The 23,726-nt window shown below is 69.1% G+C and carries 17 protein-coding genes and 7 pseudogenes; 14 read left to right on the top strand and 10 right to left on the bottom strand.

The genetic code is table 11. The annotated features are described in order from the left end of the window. Positions 1–279: 279 nt before the first annotated feature. Complete coding sequence (locus ACFWBN_RS32295) at positions 280–1,209, top strand: hypothetical protein (RefSeq protein ID WP_385182800.1); 930 nt, start codon at positions 280–282, stop codon at positions 1,207–1,209. A 90-nt stretch (positions 1,210–1,299) separates the two neighbouring features. On the opposite strand, the gene ACFWBN_RS32290 is transcribed toward ACFWBN_RS32295, so the two are convergent. Next, positions 1,300–2,526, bottom strand: coding sequence for a serine hydrolase domain-containing protein (locus ACFWBN_RS32290; protein WP_385182797.1), 1,227 nt, complete (start codon positions 2,524–2,526; stop codon positions 1,300–1,302). 292 nt (positions 2,527–2,818) lie between these two features. Here ACFWBN_RS32290 and ACFWBN_RS32285 point away from each other — a divergent pair, with 292 nt between their 5' ends. Continuing rightward, on the top strand, positions 2,819–3,595 hold the full coding sequence (locus ACFWBN_RS32285; RefSeq protein ID WP_385182794.1) for a MerR family transcriptional regulator: 777 nt from the start codon (positions 2,819–2,821) through the stop codon (positions 3,593–3,595). A 127-nt stretch (positions 3,596–3,722) separates the two neighbouring features. Next, the gene (locus ACFWBN_RS32280; protein WP_385182791.1) at positions 3,723–4,127 is read left to right on the top strand and encodes a hypothetical protein; all 405 of its coding nucleotides are present in this window, start codon (positions 3,723–3,725) and stop codon (positions 4,125–4,127) included. Positions 4,128–4,286: 159 nt separating this feature from the next. On the opposite strand, the pseudogene ACFWBN_RS32275 reads toward ACFWBN_RS32280, so the two are convergent. Beyond that, positions 4,287–5,059 (bottom strand): annotated as a pseudogene (locus tag ACFWBN_RS32275) (class I SAM-dependent methyltransferase). A gap of 74 nt (positions 5,060–5,133) precedes the next feature. After that, complete coding sequence (locus ACFWBN_RS32270) at positions 5,134–5,514, bottom strand: hypothetical protein (protein ID WP_385182788.1); 381 nt, start codon at positions 5,512–5,514, stop codon at positions 5,134–5,136. A 433-nt stretch (positions 5,515–5,947) separates the two neighbouring features. Between ACFWBN_RS32270 and ACFWBN_RS32265 the strand changes: the two genes are divergently transcribed. From ACFWBN_RS32265 to ACFWBN_RS32255, 3 genes and pseudogenes are all read left to right on the top strand, one after another. Further along, positions 5,948–6,817 carry a hypothetical protein gene (locus ACFWBN_RS32265; protein ID WP_385182786.1) on the top strand — a complete coding sequence of 290 codons (870 nt, stop codon included), beginning with the start codon at positions 5,948–5,950 and terminating at the stop codon, positions 6,815–6,817. A 284-nt stretch (positions 6,818–7,101) separates the two neighbouring features. Beyond that, a pseudogene (locus ACFWBN_RS32260) lies at positions 7,102–7,748 on the top strand (hypothetical protein). A 53-nt stretch (positions 7,749–7,801) separates the two neighbouring features. Further along, a pseudogene (locus ACFWBN_RS32255) lies at positions 7,802–8,727 on the top strand (IS5 family transposase); the annotation flags it as partial. 33 nt (positions 8,728–8,760) lie between these two features. Here ACFWBN_RS32255 and ACFWBN_RS32250 read toward each other — a convergent pair. Then, positions 8,761–9,018, bottom strand: coding sequence for a hypothetical protein (locus ACFWBN_RS32250; protein WP_385182783.1), 258 nt, complete (start codon positions 9,016–9,018; stop codon positions 8,761–8,763). A 389-nt stretch (positions 9,019–9,407) separates the two neighbouring features. Here ACFWBN_RS32250 and ACFWBN_RS32245 point away from each other — a divergent pair, with 389 nt between their 5' ends. From ACFWBN_RS32245 to ACFWBN_RS32230, 4 genes and pseudogenes are all read left to right on the top strand, one after another. Continuing rightward, positions 9,408–10,847: an acetyl-CoA carboxylase biotin carboxylase subunit family protein gene (locus ACFWBN_RS32245; protein WP_385182780.1), complete on the top strand. Its 1,440-nt coding sequence runs from the start codon at positions 9,408–9,410 to the stop codon at positions 10,845–10,847. Continuing rightward, positions 10,844–12,844, top strand: coding sequence for a PEP/pyruvate-binding domain-containing protein (locus ACFWBN_RS32240; protein ID WP_385182778.1), 2,001 nt, complete (start codon positions 10,844–10,846; stop codon positions 12,842–12,844). Before ACFWBN_RS32245 ends, ACFWBN_RS32240 begins: the two co-directional genes overlap by 4 nt. 45 nt (positions 12,845–12,889) lie before the next feature. Continuing rightward, positions 12,890–14,161, top strand: coding sequence for an MFS transporter (locus ACFWBN_RS32235; protein ID WP_385182775.1), 1,272 nt, complete (start codon positions 12,890–12,892; stop codon positions 14,159–14,161). Positions 14,162–14,427: 266 nt separating this feature from the next. After that, positions 14,428–15,019: pseudogene (locus tag ACFWBN_RS32230) on the top strand (IS110 family transposase); the annotation flags it as partial. Between the two features lie 847 nt (positions 15,020–15,866). On the opposite strand, the gene ACFWBN_RS32225 reads toward ACFWBN_RS32230, so the two are convergent. The 3 genes from ACFWBN_RS32225 to ACFWBN_RS32215 form a co-directional block, all read right to left on the bottom strand. Continuing rightward, positions 15,867–16,253, bottom strand: coding sequence for a DoxX family protein (locus tag ACFWBN_RS32225; protein ID WP_385182773.1), 387 nt, complete (start codon positions 16,251–16,253; stop codon positions 15,867–15,869). A 35-nt stretch (positions 16,254–16,288) separates the two neighbouring features. Beyond that, the gene (locus tag ACFWBN_RS32220; RefSeq protein WP_385182771.1) at positions 16,289–16,759 is read right to left on the bottom strand and encodes a carboxymuconolactone decarboxylase family protein; all 471 of its coding nucleotides are present in this window, start codon (positions 16,757–16,759) and stop codon (positions 16,289–16,291) included. Positions 16,760–16,842: 83 nt separating this feature from the next. After that, the gene (locus ACFWBN_RS32215) at positions 16,843–17,976 is read right to left on the bottom strand and encodes a GDSL-type esterase/lipase family protein (protein ID WP_385182768.1); all 1,134 of its coding nucleotides are present in this window, start codon (positions 17,974–17,976) and stop codon (positions 16,843–16,845) included. Positions 17,977–18,148: 172 nt separating this feature from the next. Here ACFWBN_RS32215 and ACFWBN_RS32210 point away from each other — a divergent pair, with 172 nt between their 5' ends. From ACFWBN_RS32210 to ACFWBN_RS32200, 3 genes are all read left to right on the top strand, one after another. Further along, the gene (locus ACFWBN_RS32210) at positions 18,149–18,640 is read left to right on the top strand and encodes a MarR family winged helix-turn-helix transcriptional regulator (RefSeq protein WP_385182766.1); all 492 of its coding nucleotides are present in this window, start codon (positions 18,149–18,151) and stop codon (positions 18,638–18,640) included. A 445-nt stretch (positions 18,641–19,085) separates the two neighbouring features. Continuing rightward, complete coding sequence (locus ACFWBN_RS32205) at positions 19,086–19,331, top strand: hypothetical protein (RefSeq protein WP_385182763.1); 246 nt, start codon at positions 19,086–19,088, stop codon at positions 19,329–19,331. Positions 19,332–19,545: 214 nt separating this feature from the next. After that, entirely contained in the window at positions 19,546–20,049 is a 504-nt protein-coding gene (locus tag ACFWBN_RS32200; RefSeq protein ID WP_385182760.1) for an N-acetyltransferase, read from the top strand. A 101-nt stretch (positions 20,050–20,150) separates the two neighbouring features. On the opposite strand, the pseudogene ACFWBN_RS32195 reads toward ACFWBN_RS32200, so the two are convergent. Together ACFWBN_RS32195 and ACFWBN_RS32190 are read right to left on the bottom strand one after the other, a co-directional pair. Further along, positions 20,151–20,285 (bottom strand): annotated as a pseudogene (locus ACFWBN_RS32195) (N-acetyltransferase); the annotation flags it as partial. Further along, positions 20,276–20,638 (bottom strand): annotated as a pseudogene (locus ACFWBN_RS32190) (transposase); the annotation flags it as partial. The pseudogenes ACFWBN_RS32195 and ACFWBN_RS32190, both read right to left, overlap by 10 nt. 420 nt (positions 20,639–21,058) lie before the next feature. Here ACFWBN_RS32190 and ACFWBN_RS32185 point away from each other — a divergent pair. Further along, positions 21,059–21,357: pseudogene (locus tag ACFWBN_RS32185) on the top strand (transposase); the annotation flags it as partial. A gap of 68 nt (positions 21,358–21,425) precedes the next feature. Here the strand turns inward: ACFWBN_RS32185 and ACFWBN_RS32180 are convergent. Continuing rightward, complete coding sequence (locus ACFWBN_RS32180) at positions 21,426–23,696, bottom strand: MMPL family transporter (protein WP_385182758.1); 2,271 nt, start codon at positions 23,694–23,696, stop codon at positions 21,426–21,428. Positions 23,697–23,726: the final 30 nt, after the last annotated feature.

The following is a 23,726-nucleotide window of genomic DNA, read 5'->3' as shown; positions in this document are numbered from 1 at the left end:
GCCTCTGCTCTGGGCCGCTGCGATGCACGACACGTGATGCGGAGGGCGGCAGCTTGATGTGGCGCCGTAGGCGCGGCCCACCGGCCCTACCCCAAAAAAATCCGGTGGGTCCTTCGCCGTAGGTGAGGCACAATTCCCGGGGAAACGGGGCGAGGGGGAGCTTGTTTGGACGTGTTTGCGTGTGCCGGGTGCGGCACGGAGCTGACGGCGCGGGTGTCCCGAGTAGCCCTCCCGGTCCATACCCATCACGGGGGATGGGAGGAACTTCATCCTCCGCTGATGGAGCCCGCGACGTACGCCGTCGACCCCCGGCCCACTGGACCGCCGTGGCGGTTGTGGGAGGAGGTCGGAGAGGACGCGGCTGCCCGGCAGGGCGTGTACGCGCCGGTGTTCTCCATTTCCTTCGGCGCGCGCAACAGGATCGTCATCGCCCCCGGCGACTCCCGGTCCATGGCCCTGATACCCGAGAGGTGCGAGGGCTACTGCCAGGGTGTGGACGGCCGGGCCGGCCCCAACCTGGCTTGCGAGGGGTGCGGGCGGGCCGTGGCGACCCGCATGGACGACTGCGGACTGTGGCAGACGGTATGGCTGGAGCCCGGCGCGGTCGTACGCCGCCCCTCGGGGCTCCCCGCCGGTCCGCCTCCCGACTGGGACGAGCTGGAGCGCGCCGAGCACCGCGTCCCACCCGTCGAACCCGACGGGTCGTGGAGCCGTCGCTGGGAGGCGGCGGTCGGGGTCGCGCTGGCTCACCTCGTGGCGGCGACTGAGGACCGCCCCGTGACCCTTCCCGCCGGCCCCGTCACCGAACTGCTCGGCCACGCCGTCGGCCGGTACCTGCCGGCCGGGCCCGATGCCCGTACCGTGGGGCTGGCCGGCCCGGGACTCCGCACGCCCCGGCCCCGTCCCGACGTCCTCCTCGTCCCCTGCCACCCCCTCACGGGCACACCCTGGCGCCCACCGGGCGAGGACGCGGCCGTGGTGCCGCTGGACAGCGGGGTCTGGGCGTACCTCGCCCACCCGGGCGAAACCTCACCGATGCCCGCTACGGGGGTGCTTCCGGACGGCGTGCTGCGCGACGACTATCCCCTGCCGCCGCGCCCCTGGCGCCCGCTGACGCCCCACCACCGCGCCTTCGAGTACACCCTGGTCGGGCTGCCCGCCATACGCGCCCCCCGGCTGCGCAGATACCACGACGCGTACCGATCATGAACGTTCGACTGGGCGTCTACGGCGCCGCGATCGCAGCGGTCCGCTCATTTTGCTTCCCCCTCCTACGCAAAGTATCGGTCGAGCTCGTTGTCAGTCGATGGCCTGGTAGAGCGTGGTCCAGAAGTCGTTCATGGCACGCGGCGAATCCGGGGTGGACAGTCCGACCTGGGTGAGCAGGACTCCGGTGAGCTGGTTGGTCCTGTCTGCGTAGGCGGTGGTGCCGGTACCGCCGAACCAGCCGAACTGGCCGATGGGCGCGTAGTCGCCGCGATAGGTACGCACCGCCATCCCGAAGCCCCAGCCGCCGTTCGACCCCTGGCCGGACGACAGGTGGGCGACGTTGCCGAACATGGCCTCCCGGGCGGCTAGTTGCTCGGGCGAGAGACGGTTGGTGGTCATCAGCTCGACGGCGGCCCGGGACAAGATCCGTTCACGCCCGTGCATCCCGTGGTTCAGCAGCATCTGGAAGTAGGCGTGGTAGTCGTCGGCGGTGGAGACCAGCCCGCCGCCGGCACCCTGGAACGCGGGGGGCACGCTGGACCTTCCCCCTGCCGCCTCGTCCCACACGAGGAACTCGCCGGTCTGCGGGTCGGGCCCGTACAGCGGCGGCAGTCGGTCGATCTTGTCGGCGGGCACGTGGAAGGCGGTGTCCTTCATCCCCAGCGGATCGAGGATGCGTGTCCGCAGGAACGTCTCCAACGACTGTCCCGTGACCCTGGAGACGAGCACACCGACCACCTCGTTGCTGAGGTCGTACTGCCACCGCACTCCGGGCTGGTACTGCAGCGGCAGTTCGCCGAGGCGGCGCATCCACTCGTCCGGCTCCGGGGCCGGCCCGGATGCCACGCTGTAGTCGAGACGCTCGAAGGTCGCGGCCCTGATCGGGGAAGCCATCGACTCGAAGTCCACCCCGAGCCCGAACGTGGAGGTCAGCAGGTCCCGTACGGTGATCGGCCGGTGTGCCGGCACGGTGTCGTCCAGGGGTCCGTCGGGCCGCTTCAGCACCTGCCGGTCGGCGAGTTCGGGCAGCCACTGGTCGACGGGGTCGTCCAGCCGCAGCCGACACTCGTCGAGCAGGATCATCGCCGCCGCCGTCGTGACCGGCTTGGACGTGGACGCCATCCGGAAGATCGTGTCCCGGCGCATCGGTGCGCCACCGTCATGACGCATCGTCCCGATCGCTTCGACGTGCGTCCGGCCGCCGCGGCTGACGAGGGCGACAAGGCCGGGAATCTTCTTGGACTCGACGTGCTGTGCCAGCACCTCGCGCAGCCGGCGCAGCCCTGCGTCGGAGAAGCCGCTGTTGCTTGTTCCCATGATGAATCTCCTGTTCACGGTGTGGTTCTCACGGCGGCCCTGGTGGCTGCCTGGCCCTTCGAACGGCCATGTGCAGAGCCTGCAGCCTTGACCCAAGGTCAAGGTCAACCCCCTTTACCGATCAAGGGGTGACCGGCACCGATCGCAGGCGTCCCGGTCCCTCTTGGCAGCAGGGGGTGGGCGGGAACTGGTGCGCGCTATCCTCATCCCGGTGATCATCCGGACTTCCCGGCCGTCACCGACGCGGTGCGCGAGACCGCAGCCGCCCACGATCCGGAGGTGCGCCGAGCCGATGACAGACGGGCTCACGATCGGTCAGGCGGCGGCGTTCGCCGGTGTCACGATCAAAACCGTGCGGCACTATCACCGGCTCGGCCTGGTCGCCGAGCCGGAACGCGACGGCTCCGGCTACCGCCGTTATCGATCGGACGAGCTGTACCGGCTGGTCCAGGTCCGGACCCTGGCCGCGGCAGGCGTGCCGCTGGCCGAGATCGGTGACCTGCTCGACGCCGATCCCGCGACGTTCGCCGCCACCCTGGACGACGTCCACCACCAACTCACCGAACGGATCGAAGACCTGATCGCGCGCCGCGACAGGCTGCACCGTCTCGACCACGGTGACCGCGCCCTGCTGCCCGACCGGGCCTGCACGGTCTTGGAGCGGCTCGCCGAACTCGGCTTCGATCCCGACTACGTGGCCGGTCAACGGGAGGCTCTGGTGCTGGCCCGGGCACTGGTCCCGGAGATCTTCGACAGCTTCCTGGCCCGGCTCGAGCACTCCCTGGACGACCCCGAGTCCGTCGAGCTGACCAAGCGCGGTTGGGATGCGAGGGCCTGGGATCCGGACGACCCGCGGATCGAGGAGTTGGCGTCGACGCTGGCCGACAAACTGCTGTCCCAACGGGCGCTGCTGGCGATGCCGACCGGGTTTCAAGACCAGTCCGACGCCGCCTCCCGGTACGCAATGGTCAACCACCACCGGGAAGACCAGTCACCGTCCATCGCCCGGTTGAACACGCTGGTCGAGGCGAACCTGCGCGCGGCCGGCATCACCGTTCCGAGTCAGTGACGGCCGCCCGGCAGACCCGGCACTGCGGCGAGACGCCCGCCTCGTCCAGCCGCGTCCGAACCGGGATCTGCCCGGCGGACGGCCAGTCAGCTCGACGCTCATTGCTGAGGCCGGTCAGGTGTGTCTGGTGTTCTTGCCAGTCACCGTGGCCGTCGAGCAATTCCGCCTTGTGGCCAAGGATGGCGCGACGCTCGGCTCCGGCCAGCGCATCGATGTCTCCCCAGCCCGGGATATACATCCTGCGCCCGGCGGGCTCCTGCTAGCCCCGGAAGACCTGCCGGCGCCCGGACGCCTGGTTCAGACCTACCCGCTCGCTGGCTACGCTGCCGACGTACCCGCCGAGTACGAGTACGTCTACGAGCAAGAGCGAGTTTCGAAGCTTCAGATTGGCGTGGAGGCAGGAGGCGCCAAGCTCGCCATTACTGGTACGAGCAGTATGAGGTCGGCCGTGACACTCACCTACACCCTTGCGGGTGGACGCGATTACCGTCTCTGCCGGCTTGCCGACGCCGACGGTCTCCTGTGGGGGTGAGTGGGCATCCCGGCCGTGGAACCTCCAACGGCGCAGCGGTCCCTGGCTAGCGACAGGCCTGAGGCGGACTACTGAAGTTCGATACCGAGAGTTACCAAACGGAGACCAGTCTCTGGAATACGTGACACTTGGACATGCGACCTCACCAGTCTCAACCCCCTACTCGCCGGCGCGGGCCACAAGCAGCGGCTGGAAGAAGCCCGTCTCCTGTGGCATCCGCCACTGAGGGTCGACAAACCCGGCCTCGGCTGCGAGGCCGACCAGCCGGACCCGGCCAAGTGCCCAGTAGGTCGTCCGGCGGACCTGGACGCGCCATTCTCCGCCTGCCGGGAGGAGTTGGAAGTGCTCCAAGTCGTAGTGCTCCCCATCGTCGTGCCAGTGCCAGAGCTGGAAAGTGACGGTTCGCTCTCCGCCGTCGGCTTCGGCGACCCTCGAGACTTGCGGAGGCGTCGAAGCCGGACGATCGCGCAGCAGGTCGTCGTAGGGCCGTGTGCTGATAAGCAGCTGGCCTCCGGGACGCAGGACTCGGCGCATCTCAGCCAGGGCGGCGTTCACATCCTGCTCTGTCAGCAGGTGAGGCAGCGAGTTGTCGGCGCAGACGACAGTGTCGAACTGGCCATCGGCAAACGGGAGGCGCCGCATGTCGGCGGCGGCCGTGCGCAGGCTCAGGCTCCGGCGGGCGGCCTCCCAGGCAGCGCGGGCGGCGGCGCGGGGGCTGATGTCGGTCCCGGTGACCCTGTGCCCGCGCAGCGCCAGGCCGATGGCCTGCGTGCCGATGCCGCAGGAACAGTCGAGCACCGCCGCGCGATCCTGGCCGATCAGGGGTCCAGGGCGTCCCCCTGCCGACGGATGCTCGCGTCCCAGTCTGAGTAGATCAGGTGGTAGTCGTCGGCCAGTTCGTCATAGAAGTGCGCCACTGATATCTCAGGCATGACCTGAGATTACCGTGCCAGATTCCCTGGAGGTCGCCCTGGTGACACGAACGTCCTCGCTGACGACAGTTCCGTCATTCCCCGTGAACATCTGCGAGCGTGCTGATCACCAACTGCTGTTGAAACTCATCGACGAGCGCTGCTGCTGAACGTGAACGAAGCCAGTGAAGGCGACCCCTCAGCACAAACGGCTGGGCGACGATGCCGAGCACAGCAGGGTCGAAGTCGGCATACACGAGATGTGAGAGTTCCGGACGAGACTCGTAGACCACGTGCTTCTGTGTTGTCGCCGACCAGTACGACCCCGAGAAATGCCTCTGCCCCCTGTACCAGCGGAACGTCCTCCATGGACTGGCCGAACGCAGCAAATCCAACGAAGCAGTCGCCCAGCCTTGGTCCTCAATGACCGCATCGCCATGAAGGCGAACACTGAACGTAATGATGCGATCGGTCATGACACACCCCCTCAGCCAGCCGGTGGCAGGGAGGCCGGACTGTCGAGAGACTGTCCAGAAGGGGGCTGTGTTACTTCGCCTTCACCCAAAAGAGCGAGCAGCTTGGGCCGGGGAGTCTCAGATCCGTGGCCAATCGGCCACGAGGTGGCCAATGGCCGTGAGATTTGGCCACGCCATCTGAGATCCCACACAACGCTGGACTCAGGGGCCCTACACACGGAGGTCCGAGTGCGTCCCATCCGGTCCGGAGCGATCTCTTTCGGCCTGGTCACTTCTCTGAACTCTGGCGCGTGCACGGCTGCGGTCGGTTGCGCATAGGCGGTTGTGCCGCTTTGCGCCTTGCGCCGGCATGGGGTGCGCCGCACACAGGAAGGACGCGGCTCGTCCTGTTGGGTTGGGCTCGCTGTCGGAGAGTGTTGGCAAGATCATCGCCATGAATGGCACACGTACCACCCCGCCGCGGCCGGTCGACATCGCCGCGGTCTTCCCCGCGCTGGCCCCGCTGGCCCGCCCAGCGGTCCGGTTGCACCCGCGTCCCGGCTCTCCCACGGTGCACGACAGCTCGATCGGCGGGCCCCTGCTATGGCCCGCACAGGAACCCTGGCTGTACTGCCGCATCGAGCATGAAGGCCTCCACCCCCTGGTGCCCGTCGCCCAGTTGTACGCGCGGGACATACCCCTGCTGCGGCCGCCCGGGCGGACCGACCTGCTGCAGGTCCTGTGGTGCCCTTCGGAGCACGCGCCGGACTCAAGCATTCCGATCGAGTTGTCCTGGCGGACCGCCGCGGATGTCACCGACGTGCTGGCCGCGCCGCCCGAGCCGTTCGACGCGGACGAGTACCTCTACGTTCCTGAGCCGTGCGTGATCGCGCCGGAGCAGGTCACCGAGTACCCCGATTCCCTGGAACTCCCCGAGGAGTTGAAGCAGCAGATCACGGACCCCGCGCCCTGGCGGGCGGCGGGCATCGTGGTCGACGATGCCGACCCGCAGGAGCTCTATGACAACGCGCTGTCCCACGCCCCCGGCTGGAAGATCGGTGGCTGGGCCCCCTGGGGACTCACCGACCCCGTCCCGCGGTTCTGTGTGGCCTGCGGTACCGCGATGACGCCGCTGCTGACCATCGCCTCGTCCGAATGGCACCGCAACAGCACGAGTTGGATCCCGTACGAGGACCGGGTCCCCGGCGTATCCGACGACAGTTGGTCCAATCCGCCCGAGATCACGGTGCTGGACGCCAATCACCTCCAGCTGTACGCCTGCCCGGCGAGCGGAGGCCACCCGCACACCGACCTGGTCCAGTGAGGAGCTGCGGAAGGCCCGGAACCGGGTAACAGAAGGCCGCACTCCGCAACAACGGCGTCCGTACGGGCTGACGAAGGGATCCGGCCGCTCCCCCGGCCGGATCCGGCGGGGCAGGGCGAGCCTTTCCGACCTTGCCGGTCAAGCCCGCGTCGCCCGGTGCCCTGCATCGCAGGCAGAAGGTCGCCCGATTACTAGTGCTCTGACCGCATACCTCCGCCGGGTTGAGCGGGTGTGGGGCCATTAATGCTGGCGATCTGGCCGAGGCATCCGCCTATGCTCGACTCGTGCAGCCGCTTTCCGACAGCAGCAATCCGTTCATCACGGCGTTCCCAGCCGAGCTTGCAAGCGATGCCGAGGCAGTCCTGGCGGTGATGCCTGATTCTCGGCTCCAGCCGCATGCCTCGTTCTGGGTCGCTGTAGAGGGCCAGCAGGTTTTGATCCCCGGGCGCCTTTACAACGACGAGCCGCCAACCGACGCGGTGGCGTCGCTTTCGTCGCGCCAACGGCAGCTTCTGCACTGCCTGTACTCAAGGCACTGCGACGGGGTGGTCAGGCAGCGTCACCTGGAGAAGGTGGTTGGTTCCACGGACCCATGGGTCGGGTCGTCCCCTTCGTCCTGCAGCTGATTGGCGAGTACGTCTTGGAGATCCTGGTCGTCATCTGCGACGAGCTCCGCGATCGCGCCACGCCCGGCACCTGCGGCCACCTCGCTTATGGGCAGTTCATCGCGGACAACCCTGCCTTCTTCGCGCGCACTCAACGACGCGTCGTGAGCTACTGGAGCTGCTACTACCGGGGCAACTATGCGAGTTTTCGGGGCTACCCGGGGTGCACTCTCCTTGACCTCCTACGGTCCGCTGCCTCCGACAGAGCAGGGCATCCCTGGCCCAACCTCGCTCCCGCCGGCGCCAGGGTGGACGGCTACTGCTAGGACTTGTCCAGCCGATCATGTGACTGCTCCATGCCCGGCTCGTTCCTGGGTGCATGGGGCGGGGTGATCTGAGTGATGCCGAGTGGGAACGGTTGCGGCCGTTCCTGCCGGTCAGTAGCGGGCGTTGTGGCAGGTGGCGGGATCACCGGCAGGTGATCGACGGGGTTCTGCACCGGGTGCGGACCGGCGTTCAGTGGCGTGACCTGCCCGGAACGGTTCGGCCCGTGGAGGGCGGTCTACGAACGGCACCGGCTGTGGTCGGCTGACGGAACCTGGGAACGTCTGCTTCAGCAAGTCCAGGCCGAGGCCGACGCGGCGGGCGAGATCGACTGGAACATCTCTGTCGACTCCACCATCGTGCGGGCCCATCAACATGCAGCTGGCGCCCGCACAGATCCTCCGCCGGCTCCCTCGTCAAAGGGGGCCGAGCAGGCAGAACGCCAGGACGAGACACCTCGGCAGAGCCTGCGCGCCCGCCTGGTGGAGGTGGTGCAGGAAGTGAGGGCCTGGGCCGATCGCGCGGAGGGTTCACGACCAAGCTCCACCTGAGCTCGGACGGCCGCTGCCGCCCGTTGTCCCTGATCGTCACACCAGGGCAGCGGGCGGACTGCACACAGTTCACGGCCGTGTTGGAAAAGATCCGCGTCCCCCGGCCCGGGCTGGGCAGGCCCCGCAAGAAGCCGGACAGTCTTGCCGCGGACAAGGCATACAGCAACGGCCCCTGCTGCGACTACCTGCGACGACGCGGATCCGGCACACGATCCCGGAGAAGAGCGACAGCCAGGCCGCCCGCCTACGCAAAGGCTCACGCGGCGGACGGCCACCCGGCTTCGACGAGGAGCGGTACAAGAAACGCAACACCATCGAACGAGCGATCAACCGGCTCAAACAGCACCGCGCCGTGGCCACTCGCTACGACAAGCGCGGCTACGTCTGTCTCGGATCCGCAATCGCAGCAGCCCTCACCATCTGGCTCCGATCTCGACGGTGTAGTTCGGAGCCAATGGTGCTGCTACCAGTCCGCAGGACGCTGAAATCCGCATGGTGCTGGCGCCCCAGCGTGATCGAACACCTCAACAACGTAGTGCTCGTTCACGATCACGCTGACGCCGTCAGGATGGACTGTGACATCGAAGGGCCAAGATGTCGGATCCCCTTCTGCAGTGACCACAAGTGACTCACCAGGCCGCATCCAGTGATCGGTACCCCAGGGCTCCACGAAGAGGCAGAGCATGTCCTGGTTGTCGTTGCGCACGCCGATCTTCTGCATGTCAGCACGATATCGAACGCATGGAGGAATCCGGCAGCGACGTCTCGCAGAGGAAGATCGCCCGGTCAAGTCCTAAGCGAGCTGCTGAGCCCGGGGAAGACCGAGATCACGTGCAGCACGCCGTGTGGACCCCACGCGACTGCCAAACGCCCCGCGCGGACGCGTGATCCCCACGAGCTCCGCGCGAATGGCTGAAACACCCTCGCCCCGGCCCCACTTGGTGAGCGTGGTTGTTTGGCGAACACCTAACCGAGTAGGCGTACATCCGTGCGTCGCCTTTTTCGTCGCGGTCCAGTCACCCCTGGTCCGTTCGCGGTTACACCGCGTACGGATCGTCCGCCGACGACGCCGTCGCACCACGCGGCGTCCCCCTCGACCCGAGGAGCACCATGACCCCGATCCTCTTCGTCTATGCCAAGGGCGGCCCTCCTCTGGAGTACGCGGTCCCGCGCATCGTCGCCCATGCCGAGGTGCACGTCCTGGCGCTCGCGCCGTTGCCCCGAACCACCGAGTTGGTGTGGTTGCCAGGGTGCGCGTCGGTCACCACGGCCCTGCCGGGCGAGGGGGTGGAACTGGTCGATCTCATCTGTTCCCACGCTCGCCGCGTCGGCGCCGAGGCGGTGCTGACCCTGTCGGAGTACGCGGTGGTGGCCGTCGCCCACGCGAGCCTGCGGCTGGGTCTGCGCGGTGCCGGCGAGCGGGTTGCGGGGGCGCGGGACAAGCGTCTGATGCGCCGGATCTGGCGTGCCGCCGGGGTGCCCGTACCGGGGTTCGCGGAGATCCACGCTCCGGAGGACATCACGGCCGCCTTCGAAACCCTCAGGCCGCCGCTCCTCCTGAAGGCCGCCTGGAGCGCGGGTTCCACGGCCCACCTCAGCGTGTGGAACGAGCAGCAGGCCGAGGCGGCCTGGAAGACCGGACGTTCCGTCATGGAAGCCTCCTCCGCGCAGGGTTACGCGGAACTGCACGCCGCGGACCAGGGCGTCAGCGATTTCCTGCTGGAGGAGATCGTGACCGGAGAGGCGTCCTACTGGTTCGACGGGGACGGGTGGGGCGACTACGTCAGCGTGGAGGGGATCGTCGCCGACGGCCACTACCACCCGCTGTGCATCACCGGGCGGATGCCCACCATCGCGCCCTTCACCGAGCGGGCGAGCCTGGCTCCGGCCGCCCTCCCGAACGCGTTGCAGCACCGGATCGAGGAGGTGTCGCGCGCCGCCGTCGACGCGCTCGGCCTCGACACCTGCGCCACCCACACCGAGATCAAACTCGGCGCGGACGGGGCCCTGTGGTTGATCGAGGCCGCGGCCCGTTTCGGTGGGGTGATGACCACCCGGCAGGTGGAGACCGTCTTCGGGCTCGACATGATCGGCATGCTGGTGCGCCAGTTGCTCGGCCGGGAGGTCGCCTACCCGGAGCGGATGCTGACCGAGGGCAAGGGCGCCGCCGGATCCCTCGTCGTCCTCGCCGTCGACCCCCAGGGCCGGCCCTGGACCGAGCACCCGGCCTGGGACTTCGATGCGGTCGACTGGCCCGCCCTGGTCGCGCCGGGAACCCGTGTGGAGCTGGTGCGCGAGCACAGTCTCGCGCCGGGCAGCCCGGTCCCGCCGTACGAGGAGGCGGGAGGGGCCAATTCCATGGCCGCGCTGTGTTTCCTCACCGCCGAGTCCGGGCCGGCGCTGCTGGCCGACTGCGGCCGCATCCTCGCGGCACTGCCGAACGCCCTGACCGCGCCGCCCGTCGCTCCCAAGGCTGCCGCCGCCCCCGCCGCCCCCACCACGCCGTCCGCCCTGTCCGCCGACCGGTCGACGCCCGGGAGCATCGCATGACGAACGCCGGAACCCTCGCTGCCGGCCCGTCCCCCCGGGGCGCCGCCGTGGACACCCTGCTCACGCTCCCCCTGTTCGAGCAGCTGGCCGGGGTGCTGGGCGGGCATCCGTACGTGAAGGTCGTCGTGGACCGCGACCAGGGCCTCTGGCACGTCCTCGACAGCGCCGTGCACTCCTTCCACGTCAACTACATAGCCACCGAGATCCAGGGGCTGACCCTCGAGCAGCTCGACGCCGAACTCGACCGCTTCAACCATGACGTCTACCAGAACCCCGCGCGGCGCTTCCTCCTCGGTGTCCTGTCGCTGCACTCCCTGGGCGGTCCGGAGCGGGACGAGCCGTTCATGGTCCTGGAGACCACCGAGGCCGACACCATGGGCGCGGATCTGTTGATCGAGTTCCACGCCTTCGTACGGGCCCACCTCGATCCCGGGCTGGAGCTGCTGGTCAAGCCGGCCAATCACGGGCAGGAGAACGCCCTCGCGGCGGTGCCGGAGACCGTGGTGCCCCGTGCACGGGGTCACGCGCTCCTGGCGACCGCGCCCTTCGTGCCGTTGACGCTCGCCTCGGCCACCGGCCGGCTCCGCGCCTTCGCCTCGGGCGAGGAGTACCTGGCCGCCCGCGGGGACCTGACCTGGTACGACATCGTCGCCATGCCGGTGGTCCCCGACGACATCCCGCGGCTCGCCGGTCTGATCAACGCCCGGCCCACCACCCCGCTGTCGCACACCAACATGCTGGCCGCCGGTTGGGGCATCCCCAACTCCATCGTCCGCGGAGTCCTCGACACGATCGCCGACGAGAAGCTGGACGGTGCCTGGGTCCGTTACGAGGTCACCGCCGACGCGTTCGTCATCCAGCGCGCCGAGGAGCCGTCCGACCTCGCCGAACCGACGTGGCACACGCAGCGGGTCCGCCTCGACGCGCCGCACGTGACGGACGTTCCGCTCGTGCCGCTGTCCGCGTTACGCGCCCGCGACCGGAACCGCTACGGCACCAAGGCGGCCAACCTCGGGGAACTGCACCACGTACTGCGCCACGGCTCGGGCCGACTGACCGGCTACTACTCCGTGCCCCGCCCGCCCCGGGCCGACCTGCTCGGCCACCTGGCCGCCCGGCTGGGGGTGCCCGAGGACGGCGATCTCGCCCAGTACGCGGGCGAGTTCCTGACCCGGCACGTCCAGGCGCCGGCGGGCATCGCCGTCCCCTTCTCCGTCCAACAGCGCTTCCTGGACTCCTCGCCGGCCGTTCAACAGAGCATCGGCAAGCTGAAGATGGCCCTGGAGCTGAACGCCATGGACGCCGTGGACACGGTCTGCCTCCAATTGCAGCACTTGGTGCGCACCCTTCCGGTGCCCGAGGACCTGGTGCGCGCCCTGGACACGCAGCTGGTCGAGCACTTGGCGGGCACGGGCCGCTTCGCCGTGCGGTCCTCCTCGAACGCCGAGGACCTGCCGGGCTTCTCCGCGGCCGGGATCTACGAGTCCCACACCAAGGTCACCGATCTGCCGGGGCTGCTGGACGCCATCCGCCAGGTATGGGCCTCGTTGCTCTCCCCGCGCAGCGTGCGGCTGCGCCATCAGGCCGGCATCTCCCTGGACGACACCTACATGGGGGTGATCGTCCAGCGCTACGAGCAGTCCCCGCTCGGAGGCGTCATGGTCACCTGCAATCCGACCAACCGGGCCGACTTCCGCAACGTGTACCTCAATTGCGCGCACGGGTCCACGGCCGATGTCGTCGACGGCCGGACGATGCCCCTGCAGTACCTGTACAACACGGTCGAGGGCGGCGGCCGCACGATCTCGCTGGGCGCGGCCACCGAGGACCTGGCCCAGGAGACGAGGGCCCACCTGGGCCGGCTGGCCTTGGCGGGCCGCCTGCTCCAGTCCCATTTCGCCACGGACTACACCTTCGCGGGGCCGCTCGACATCGAGTGGCTGCTCGGGCCGGGAGGCGTGCCCCACATCCTCCAGCTGCGCCCGTACAGCGCCTGACCCGCCCGTACTTCCCCGCGTCCCGTCCACCCGAAGGTCACGCCGATGCCCATGCCCGTGTCCCTGCGTGCGCGCGTGAAGCGCCGCGTCCGTCCACCCGCCGCGGTGCTCCGCGTGATCCGACTGAACAACGGGTTCCAGCTGTTGTTCAACCTGCTGTGGTGGATGCCGGTCTTCTACCAGTACCAGAAGCAGGCGGGCCTGTCGGACAGCCAGATCTTCGGCATCCAGAGCGTCTACTACGTGGCGTTCTGCCTGCTGGAGATCCCCACCGGCTTCCTCGCCGACCGCATCGGACAGCGCCGCTGCATGCAGCTCGGGGCAGCCGCGATGGTCGCGGCGAACCTCCTCCCGGTCGCCTCGCCGTCCTTCGCGGGCTTCATGGCGCACTTCTTGGCCATCGCCGCCGCCCGCTCGCTGGTGTCGGGGGCCTCCAGCGCCTACCTGTACGAGTACCTGCACGAGCACGGTGCGGACGCACACTACGTACAGGCCGAGGGCACCGCCCGAGCGCTCGGCCTCTGGGCGAAGATCGCCTGCTGGCCCCTGGTCGGCGTCCTGATGCACGTCCGGCACGAGGCCCCTTATGTGCTGACCGCTCTCTCCGCGCTCGGTTCGCTGGCCTGCGCCGCGGCCCTCCCGGCGATCGCGGCGCCCCGCGGGGGCGCTCACCCGCCCGCGGACCGCGTCGGGCTCCTCGACTCGGCCCGCCATGCCGCGAAAGTGCTCGGAACGTCACGATCCCTCGGGCCTTTGATGGTGCAGGGCGTAGCCGTGTTCACGCTCGCCCGCATCTGCCAGGTCAACCTCTTCCAACCGCTGCTCCTCGAAAAGGACCTCCCCGTCGCCGACCACGGTGCGGTGCTGTCGGCGATGACGGTCGCCGAGGCCGTTGGTTCGGCCAGAACCGGCTGGTTGCGCAGCCGACTGTCCGACATCACCGTGGTGACCGTCCTCAGCGTGGTCATGGCGCTCACGCTCGCGGCCACCACGCTGTCGGGGGGTCTGGGCACGATCCTGTGGCTGTGCGTGTTCGCCGCCGCGGCGGGCCTCGCGTACCCGGTGCAACGCAACCTGATCAACGCGGCCATCCCGCCGACCCCCTACCGGGCGACCCTGCTGTCGGTGGAGTCCATCGTCGACCGCGGCGTGTGCGCGCTGGTGGCGCTGGCCGTCGGGGCCTACCTGGAGGCGGACCGCCTCGACGCGCTCCTCGTGCACGCCGCGGCGGGCACCTGTCTTCTGCTGCTCGTCGTGGGCGTCGTCCTGGGGCGGCTGCGCCGGGACGGGGTACGTCCGGCCGCCCGTCAGCCCTGATACGGCGGGACAGCCATTCAGGAGCCCCCCCCCGGTTACCTTCTTCGTGGCTCCGCAATGGGGCCTCCGGCCTCCGGGACGGCATGACTTCCCCCCTGTAGTTCGCATGATCTGGGGGGTGGTGTCACCGCTCCCCGAGGCACTGGTTGACCGCTGATGAGGGGCATGACCACCGACTCCTTCGGGAGGCAGGGAGGTTCTTCGTCATGTGGATGCCGGCTCTGGTGCCGCAGGTGAGGCCGGGTACGTACGACCGGAGAGTGCACGTGATCGACACCAGTGACATCGGCGCCTTCCTCGGCCTGGACGTCGGCAAGGGCGAACACACGCCATCACGCTGACACCGGCGGGCAAGAAGGTCTTCGACAAGCGGCTGCCCAACAGCGAACCCAAGCTCCGCGAGGTGTTCGCCAAACTGATCGCGAAGCACGGCACCGTGCTCGTGGTCGTCGACCAGCCCGCCTCGATTGGCGCCCTGCCACTGGCTGTGGCCCGTGACGCGGGCTGCCAGGTCGCCTATCTGCCCGGGCTGACGATGCGGCGGATCGCCGACCTCTACCCCGGTGAGGCCAAGACCGACGCCCGCGATGCGTTCATCATCGCGGACGCCGCCCGCGCGATGCCGCACACACCCTGCGGTCCATCGAACCCACCGATGAGACGGTCGCCGAGCTTCAGATGATCGTCGGCTTCGATGACGACCTCGCGGGCGAAGGCACCCGGGTCGCCAACCGGCTCCGCGGGTTGCCGACCCAGATCCACCCGCACCTGGAGCGAGTTGTCGGTCCACGGATCCAGCACCCGGCTATCCTGACGCTGCTAGAGTGGTTCGGATCTCCGGCCCAGATCCGCAAGGCCCCCGACCCCGTCCCCAGGTACCCGGCCCGATCGACTGGGAGCTGCACGCGGTCCTGTACACCCTGGGCACCGTGCACACCCTGCTCCTGGAGCGGAAGACCGGCGGGACCGCGGGCGGGCCATCGGCGGCGGAGCTGGCACATCAGCTCACGGGGGACTTCCTGCCCCACCGGGCCCGGCCGGGCACCCTGCGAGGAGTCTTCGGCGCGCTGAACCCCGTCCACAACCTGATCCATGCCACGGACAACCCCGAAAACCTCGACCGGGACGCGCGGGGCCCTCTTCGGCCGACCCCTGGCCGGGCTTCTGGGGCCAGGCGGTGCCACACCGTACGGGATCGCTCAAACCCCGCAGCTCCTACGTCCATTCAAGATGTGGAGCACCGTGTCTGGAGTCCTGTCGGCCTGGCTGGGACGGAGACGGTACGGCCAATCGACTGGTCTGCGGACTCCCACGGGCCGTCCGGGCCGGCGGTCGGCGCCGCCCTGATGGCCTGCATGCGCGCCGCACAGCGAGCCGGGAACGCGGCAGGCGCGCTGCTGACCGGAGTGCAGGACGGGAGCACCTCCTCCCCCACTTCACCAGCCGGGTCCCCAACACCGGCCCCTGGCCGGGCTACCTCACCTACACACTGCGCCACCTGACCCTGTGCGCCGACACCCCATAGCCGAGACCGACCCGCAGATGGCGGTAACACGACGGAGGTGACGGACGTCTGACAGGACAGCACCGGACTGGGGGGGACACCCCGCGACGGCCTGAGGCATCGTGGCCCGCAGCAGATCCGCCTACCGGCCCGTGCCCTCCTGTGCTTCGCCGTGCTGGCCTCGATGTCGATCCGCCTCAGTCAGCTGATGAAGGATTCGGGGCCGAAGCGGCCCCACGCCACGAAGGCGGCCAGGGCGGCATAGACCAGGTCCACCATCACGAGCTTGGACTCGTAACGACGGATCCGGATGATCGCCGCGCCCAGCATGAGCAGCACCAGGCCCAGGGCGGCCGACGGCACCAGAACCGGCGCAACGTCGAGTACGGCGGGCAGGACCAATCCCACCGCGGCCAGGACCTCCAGGGTGCCGATGGCCTTGACACCGCCGGCGCTGAACTCTTCAACCCACCTCCCGCTGGACCCGCCGGCGGCTATCTTCTCCTTCGGCGTGATCACCTTGAAGGCGCCGCCGACCAGATAGGCGGCGGCGAGCAGTCCGGTAACGATCCACAGGGCTAGGTTCATCGGATTTGCCTTGTAAGTTGGAGGGGTGGCGGTCGTCAGTGCCGGCCGGGCTCGTAGCTGCCGGCAGGCTGCTGGACGGTGACGTTCAAGCGGTTGAAGGCGTTGATGACGGCTATCTGGGTCACCAGGGCGGCGAGCTGGTCTTCGTCGTAGTGCTTGGCGGCGTTCGCCCAGACCTCGTCGGGGACGCCACCGGCGGCGTCGGCGATGCGGGTGGCCTGTTCTGCCAGGTCCAGGGCGGCGCGTTCGGCGTCGGTGAAGACGGTGGCCTCGCGCCAGGCCGCGACCAGATGGAGGCGCACCGCGGTCTCACCGGCGGCTGCGGCGTCCTTGGTGTGCATGTCGATGCATCCGGCGCAGCCGTTGATCTGGCTGGCGCGGAGCATCACCAGTTCGCGGGTCGCGGTCGGCAGTGTCGAGTCCCCGAGGGCGTTGGCCGCCGCGATGATGTGCTTCCACGCCTTGGCTGCGACCGGGCTGGTGAAGACGTTCAGACGGGCATTCATCGTGGATTCCTTCGTTGTTGTCCGCTGGTGCCCTTAAGACACGGGACCCGGGCGGGTTGTGACGGCGGCAAATATGGCGTGTGTCACAGGTGCAGGTGCGCGAGGTCGACGCCGGCGGCCATCGCGTGCGCGCCCGCGTCGTTGAGGTGGAGGTGATCGCCGCTGTCGAGGTCGGCGCGGATGGAGTCCGGGGCGCCGGGGTCCTGGACGGCCGCGGCGATGTCGGCGACGGCGTCGAAGACGGTGGAGGTGCGGATCCACTCGTTGACCTCGCGCCGGACGGCGCGGCCTTCGGGGGTGTCGATGCCGGGGTAGATGGTGCCGGCGTACGGGCCCATCGTCATGCCGATGGTGGCCAGTCCTGCCGAACGTGCGCGGTCGGCAAGTTCGGTGAAGCCCGCGATCAGGTCCTCGGCGGTGGCCGGGGGCTCACCGGTCATGCCGGGCAGGCCCACGTCGTTGAGGCCGAAGTGGAAGAGCACGTGGGTGACGCCGGGCACCTGGAGGACGTCGCGGTCGAAGCGGGCCAGGCCGCGCAGGCCGATCGCGTCGGTCAGCAGGCGATTGCCGCCGATGCCCTGGTTGACCACCCAGCCGCGGTCGAGCCGTCGGTTCAGCTGGTTGGGGAAGCGCTGGTTGGTGCCGGTGGAGGTGCCGACGCCCTCGAACCAGGAGTCGCCGAACGCGACGGCGATCGCGGTGTTCTCGGGGGCGAGGACGTCGACGCCGGTGACGTAGTAGCGGCCGTCGATCTCCTCGGCGCCCGTGAAGTCGGCCGAGACCGCGTTGCCGGGCAGCACGTAGGCGTTCTGCGACGGAGTGTGGGAGTACGTCGCAAGGCCCGTGTCCCCGGGCAGACGGAGAGTCAGCGCCAGGTCCGTCCCGGCCGGCACCGCGAGGGCGACCGGGTCGCTGTGGAGCCGCTCGCCGACGGGGATGACCACCTCGGTCGCGCCGCCGAAGCGCAGCGCGGTGTCGGTGGCGGGATCGACGACGCTGCCGCTGGTACGGACGGCAAGCCGTGCCGCCTCGATGACCAAGGGCTCCTTGCCGTACTCGTTGCTGAGGAGGACGCGCAGCGCCTCGCCGCCGCCGTCGAGGTGGAGGATCTGGCGCAGCGTCTGGTCGTTAAAGCCGCGGGAGGGCTTGATCTGGATGGACTCGTGGGGGCTGAGGACGGCGGAGCGGAAGCCTGCGACCCATGCGGTCGTCGTCATGAGGGTGAACTCCTTGTCGTGGTACGGGGTTGCGCGGTCGGTCGGCGTCAGGCGACCGACCCTCCATTTACTTGCTGCGGGGAATATCCCCGCGGCAAGTAAATTTCTACCGTGCAGATGTTCCGCACGTCAACTATCCCCGCGGCAAATATGTGTGGCTAGGATGAAGGGCATGGACCCCGACGTCTTCGACGACCCCCGCCTGACCGCCGCCGGCCTGCTCTTCGAGGCCCACGACGGGCTGATCGCGCGGCTGGCGCCGACCTTGGAGAAGGCAGGCCTGTCGTCTCTGGACTTCGGCGCCCTGACGCGGTTGAGCCGTTCCCCCGAGGGCCGGTTGCGGATGACCGACCTGGCCGCCCAGTCGCTGCTGTCGACCAGTGGCGTCACGCGGGTGGTGGACCGCCTCCAGCGCGGCGGCCTGGTGCGCCGCGAGGCAAGCCCCGACGACCGGCGCAGCACCTACGCCGTCCTCACCCCCGAAGGCGCAGACCGGCTGCGCGGGGTGCTGACCGACCACCTCGACGAGATCGAACTCTGGTTCACCGGCCTCTTCACCCCTGAACAACTGCGCAACCTGGTCGCCGGCCTGCGCACGCTCCGCGATGCCGTCCACCCGAACGCCGCGAAGAACACCGACCCACCACCCACCGCCGCAGAGTGACACGGACTACAGCAAGCCCGGCCCGCCGACCCGGTAGCCGCTGGAAGCGGAGCGGGTGCCGGAAAATGCCCCGCTCAACGGCGCGATCGGCGCTGATTCCCGCCACCAGGTCCGGGCGGACGAGCACCACGTCCAGGACGTCCCGGCTCCCCCACGACGCCGCGACTCGCCCCAGACCCGGCCGAGGAAGCCGATGCTGCCCTGCGGTAGCGCCCTGGCAGGTCCTCTCCGGTGTGCCTTCGAGCTGGCTGATGCCGTGGGGCTACCTGTGGCAGCAGCCGTGAGGACCGGCTGGAGGCCTGGGACCTGCCCGGACAGCCCGCTGATGCGCCCAAGGGTGCGATACCCCGTTCTCCATCACCGCTTGCTGTCCGCCGGCTCGGTGCCTTCGCGCCGGTCTCCTTCGTCCGTCTGCGGTCCGGGACGCACTCGAACGGAACTCGTCATGCCCTACAGCCGCGACAAGGCTGGCCTCGCCATGTGCCGGGAGACCCTGAGCATCCCCGCCAACTACCTGCGCCGGATGCGGCAGCCCAACGGCCGGCTCATCCTGGACACCGCAGAGCCGGGGCAGCAGCGTCTTCAGGCGCTGCTGTTCGCCTGCTTCTTCAGCCGCGGTGCCGAGCATCCATTCGACCTGGCAGGCAGCCGCACCTTCCCCGACCTGTTGTCCTACCTAGGGCCTGTCTGATGGGTCGGTGACGAACCGAGAGGAGAACTCGTTCCCAGGCATGTGGGACGGGGAGATCTCAGAGGCCGTTGCCATACCGATCATGGAGTCTGCCGATCGAACGGGTGTCTCGATCGGGTGATCGCGGGCACTGCCCGGCATGAGAGCAGGGCCTGGCGGTATACGGGGAAAATCCAGGGGAGCGGACGGCCGCGCGCTGCTACGGTCGGGCGCTATGAGCTGGCTCCCCGAGAACTTCATCCATCCCGTCCTGATACCGCTGCCGGGCAGTGGTCATCACCTGCGGCCGATCCGGGAGACGGACACCCCGCTCGACTATCCGGCTGTGATGGGTTCGCGCGAGCGGCTGTGGACCATCTACGGCCCAGCCTGGGGCTGGCCCGCGGCCACCATGACCTACGAGGCCGACCAGGCCGACCTGTTGCGCCACGAGAAGGAGATCGCCGCACACCAGTCTTTCAACTACGCGCTGTTCGACGCGGCGGAGACCGCTCTGCTCGGCTGTGTCTACATCGACCCACCGGAGAGGGCCGGCGCGGACGGCGAGATCTCCTGGTGGGTCGTGGACGAGCTGGTGGGCAGCAAGGTCGAGCAGGCCCTCGACGAGCTGGTGCCGCTGTGGATTGCCGCCGACTGGCCGTTCGAGCAGCCGCGCTTCCTCGGCCGAGAGATCTCCTGGTCGGACTGGCTCGCCCTGCCGGAGCACCCCGACGCGTAAGTGGCTGTTGTCGTTCCGATCTTGAGGAGTGCTGGTCGAACGGGGTCCCGTTCGGGTGATCACGGTGGGTTCCGGGCATGAGAACAGGGCCTTTTGGTAGCCAGGTCGGCCTGGTCGGCCTCGTAGGTCATGGTGGCCGCGGGCCAGCCCCAGGCTGGGCCGTAGATGGTCCACAGCCGCTCGCGCGAACCCATCACAGCCGGATAGTCGAGCGGGGTGTCCGCCTCGTTCGCAGGATGTTGGCCAGGGCCGCGGCGTCGACGGCGTCCGACTTCTTGCGGGCGACCGAGTGGCGGTCCCGGTAGCGGGCGACTGCCAACGGATTGATCGAGAAGACCGGTCGGCCGGTGGCCCGCAGACACGCGACGAGCAGTCCGCGTGACGTCTCGATCGCCACCGGAATCGGGGTGTCCTCGCTGTCACCGTGCTCGGCCAGCACAGCCATGAGCTGGGCAAACCCTGCGGCATCGTCGCTGATCCGCACCTTTGCGAGCTGCTGCCCACCCGCATCGACCAGTGCGATGTCGTGGTGATCTTCGGCCCAGTCCACGCCGCAGAACACTGTTGTCGGTAACCCGGTGATCTCCATCTGGCCCTCCTTCGTGACGAGTCTCTTCCCAGGTCAGAGCCTGTGCAGGGTGCGCGTGCTCCCTAATGGAAGTGCTCAAGGCACGTCATCCCACCAGCCGTTCGCAACCCCAGCGAGTCGCGCGGCCCTCGGTCCGCGTCAGAGCTGAAGGCTCAAGGCAGAGCTGAGAGGTGATCCGCGCAACCGGCTCGGACTACGAACAGCCAAGCGCCCGAGATCCGCAGGCGGACCGTCGCGCAGGAACAGGATCTCTTCGAGGCTTATGCAGAACGAACCGCACCTGATTCCGAACACTCCTGCCCGGACTGCTGGGCGCGAGCCGGCCTCGTCTTGTCAACAGGGCTCTTAGGCCCGGTCATACTCAAAGGCTCGACTCGCGCCCACGAAGGTCAGCTCCCGCCGGCTTTCGTCTCCCATTAGGCGTACTCGTCCCGCGGATCCGCGCCCACCTGCGCAAACGCCGTATCAAGGCGGTCATCCCGGAGAAGAAGGACCAGGCCGCCAACCGGAAGAAGAAGGGCTCCAGAGGTGGCCGACCCGTCCGCCACGACGCCGATCTCTACAAGGAGCGGAACACCGTCGAGCGCCTGATCAACAAGCTCAAGGCATGGCGAGGCATCGCCACCCGATACGACAAGACTCCCGACAGCTACCTCGCCGGTCTCCACCTGCGCGCCTCGATGATCTGGATCATGGACCTCACCAGGACCGCCCGATGATCACGACTCGATATGCCCCCTGGGTGACGCGCTGAGGTGCCGGACGCCAAGGGCGGGCAGGAGTTGAGTCAACGGTCAACCGGCCGTGGACGCGGGGCCTCACCCGTGGATTGCGCGTCGGTGTCGTCGGTGCCGACCGGGCCGTGGGGAAGCATCCGGTCCAGCCACTTCGGCAGCCACCAGTTGGTCCGGCCGAGGAGTGTCATGGTCGCCGGTACCAGCACCATGCGTACGACCGTGGCGTCGATGAAGATCGCGGTGGCCAGGCCGAGCCCGAACATTTTGGTGGAGGGGTCCTCGGCGACGGCGAAGGACAGGAAGACCGCCACCATGATGAGGGCGGCCGAGGTGATGATCCGGGCGGTGCCCGAGACGCCCTCAACGATCGCCGTGCCGTTGTCGCCGGTGCGCAGGTACTCCTCGCGTACGCGGGAGAGGAGGAACACCTCGTAGTCCATCGACAGGCCGAACAGGATGGCGAAGAGGAACATCGGGATGAACGACACGATCGGAACCGTCGCTTCCAGCCCGATGAGTGCGCCTCCCCAGCCCCACTGGAAGACCGCGACCATGATGCCGTAGGCCGCGCCGATGCTCAGCAGGTTCAGCAGTACCGCCTTGAGCGGTACGAGTATCGAGCGGAAGACCAGCATCAGCAGCAGGAACGACATCGCCAGCACGGCGGCGACGAGCACCGGCAGGCGTTGGCTGGTGCGTTGGCCCACATCGGACAGGCTCGCGGTGGCGCCGCCGACGTGGGCCCTGGCCGGGCCGTGCCCGATCGCCGTGGGCAGCACGCCGGTGCGCAGCCGGGCGATGGTGTCGGCCGTGGCCTTGTCCTGAGGGCTGGTGGTCGGGAACACCACGAGGGTCGCGATGCCGGTGGCCCGATCGATGTGCGTCGGCGCGACGGATGCGATGCCCGGATCCGCCGCAACCGCCCCGACGAGTCGGTCCAGCACTCCCGGATCACCGGCGGGGTTCGCGGCGATGACGAGGGGACCGTTGGTGCCCGGGCCGAACCCCTCGGCGACGAGGTCGTAGGCGCGGCGCTCGGTACGGCTGTGGGGCTGTGAGCCGTCGTCGGGCAGGCCGACGCGCAGGCCGAGCACGGGCAGCGTCGCGGTCAGCAGCAGCCCCGCCGCACCGATCGCGTACAGCACCGGGTGCCGGCTGACGTGCCCGATCCAGCGCCGCCAACCGGCGGCGGGAGCGGCGCCCGCCACCGTGTCCCGCCGCCGTGCGAGTCGGCCCAGCTTCCCGGTCTGCAGAGCCCGGCCGATCCGGCCGGCCCGGGCCAGGCGTGGGCCGGCGGCGCCGAGGAAGGCCGGCAGAAGCGTCACCGACGCGACCACCATGGTCAGAACGACGATCGAGACGGCGAGCCCGCCCACGGTCATGAACGGCACGTTCGCGACCGCCAGGCCGAGGATCGATACGACGACGACGCCGCCGGCGAAGACCACGGGCCTCCCCGCCGTGGCCACCGCTCGCCCCGCCGCCTCGTGGGGATCGAGCCCGCGCGCGAGGTACTCCCGGTGCCTGGCGAGCACGAACAGCGCGTAGTCGATGCCCACTCCGAGCCCGACCATGCTGCCCAGGACAGGGGCGAAGGTCGGGACGTCCGTCACCCCCGCCAGTACCGTCATCGTGGCAACTCCGATGGTCAGCCCGAAGACCGCCATGCCGATCGGCAGCGCGGCGGCGACGAGCGAACCGAACGCCAGGAACAGGATCGCGGCCGCGGCGAGGAGGCCGATCAGCTCGCTCGCGCCGCCGTCGGGGTCGGAGAAGGCGTAGAAGAGGTTCCCGCCCATCTCGATGCGCAGGGGCAGCTCGGCGCGCAGCCGGTCGCCGAGATCGACGAGGGCGTCGAGGTCTTCGGCCGACAGCCGGCTCTGGTCGGGATACTGCACCCGGACGACTGCGATCCGCCCGTCGGCCGAGACGAGGCCGCCGCGCACGGCGGTGTCCCCGCGTGCGTCGAGCGCCCCCGCCGGGTCGCTCGTGCCGAGCACGTGCGGCAGCCGCTTCACCTCGGTCTGCAGCCGCGTGAGAGCGGTGCGCGCGCTGCCGTGGTCAAAGAACGTCGCACCGCCGTCGAGGGGGGTGACGACCACTTGGGCGGTCATCCCCTCCTGGCCGGTGCCGGCCCGCTCGATCAGTTCCGCGGCCCGTTGGGAGTCCAGCCCCGGAGCGGTCATCGAGTCCGCGGTCCGCCCGCCGAAGGCGATCGCGGCGAGGACGGCAAGCGCGGCGGCGATCAGCCATGCCGCGATCACCCGCCAGGGATGGCGGGCGGCGCTTGCGCCCAGGCGCAACAGGGCTTTCGAGAGCATCGGGTCCTCCAACCACCTCGTCGGCCGTCC

This window comes from Streptomyces sp. NPDC059989 (genome assembly GCF_042736975.1).
GTDB lineage: Bacteria > Actinomycetota > Actinomycetes > Streptomycetales > Streptomycetaceae > Streptomyces.
This window is presented reverse-complemented; position numbering and strand designations above follow the sequence as displayed.

What these genes read in the sequence shown, in the direction of transcription:
- ACFWBN_RS32295 (WP_385182800.1), top strand. Translation starts at nt 280, where the DNA reads ATGGAGCCCGCGACGTACGCCGTCGACCCCCGGCCCACTGGACCGCCG.
- ACFWBN_RS32290 (WP_385182797.1), bottom strand. Translation starts at nt 2,526, where the DNA reads ATGGGAACAAGCAACAGCGGCTTCTCCGACGCAGGGCTGCGCCGGCTG.
- ACFWBN_RS32285 (WP_385182794.1), top strand. Translation starts at nt 2,819, where the DNA reads ATGACAGACGGGCTCACGATCGGTCAGGCGGCGGCGTTCGCCGGTGTC.
- ACFWBN_RS32270 (WP_385182788.1), bottom strand. Translation starts at nt 5,514, where the DNA reads ATGACCGATCGCATCATTACGTTCAGTGTTCGCCTTCATGGCGATGCG.
- ACFWBN_RS32265 (WP_385182786.1), top strand. Translation starts at nt 5,948, where the DNA reads ATGAATGGCACACGTACCACCCCGCCGCGGCCGGTCGACATCGCCGCG.
- ACFWBN_RS32250 (WP_385182783.1), bottom strand. Translation starts at nt 9,018, where the DNA reads ATGCAGAAGATCGGCGTGCGCAACGACAACCAGGACATGCTCTGCCTC.
- ACFWBN_RS32245 (WP_385182780.1), top strand. Translation starts at nt 9,408, where the DNA reads ATGACCCCGATCCTCTTCGTCTATGCCAAGGGCGGCCCTCCTCTGGAG.
- ACFWBN_RS32240 (WP_385182778.1), top strand. Translation starts at nt 10,844, where the DNA reads ATGACGAACGCCGGAACCCTCGCTGCCGGCCCGTCCCCCCGGGGCGCC.
- ACFWBN_RS32235 (WP_385182775.1), top strand. Translation starts at nt 12,890, where the DNA reads ATGCCCATGCCCGTGTCCCTGCGTGCGCGCGTGAAGCGCCGCGTCCGT.
- ACFWBN_RS32225 (WP_385182773.1), bottom strand. Translation starts at nt 16,253, where the DNA reads ATGAACCTAGCCCTGTGGATCGTTACCGGACTGCTCGCCGCCGCCTAT.
- ACFWBN_RS32220 (WP_385182771.1), bottom strand. Translation starts at nt 16,759, where the DNA reads ATGAATGCCCGTCTGAACGTCTTCACCAGCCCGGTCGCAGCCAAGGCG.
- ACFWBN_RS32215 (WP_385182768.1), bottom strand. Translation starts at nt 17,976, where the DNA reads ATGACGACGACCGCATGGGTCGCAGGCTTCCGCTCCGCCGTCCTCAGC.
- ACFWBN_RS32210 (WP_385182766.1), top strand. Translation starts at nt 18,149, where the DNA reads ATGGACCCCGACGTCTTCGACGACCCCCGCCTGACCGCCGCCGGCCTG.
- ACFWBN_RS32205 (WP_385182763.1), top strand. Translation starts at nt 19,086, where the DNA reads ATGCCCTACAGCCGCGACAAGGCTGGCCTCGCCATGTGCCGGGAGACC.
- ACFWBN_RS32200 (WP_385182760.1), top strand. Translation starts at nt 19,546, where the DNA reads ATGAGCTGGCTCCCCGAGAACTTCATCCATCCCGTCCTGATACCGCTG.
- ACFWBN_RS32180 (WP_385182758.1), bottom strand. Translation starts at nt 23,696, where the DNA reads ATGCTCTCGAAAGCCCTGTTGCGCCTGGGCGCAAGCGCCGCCCGCCAT.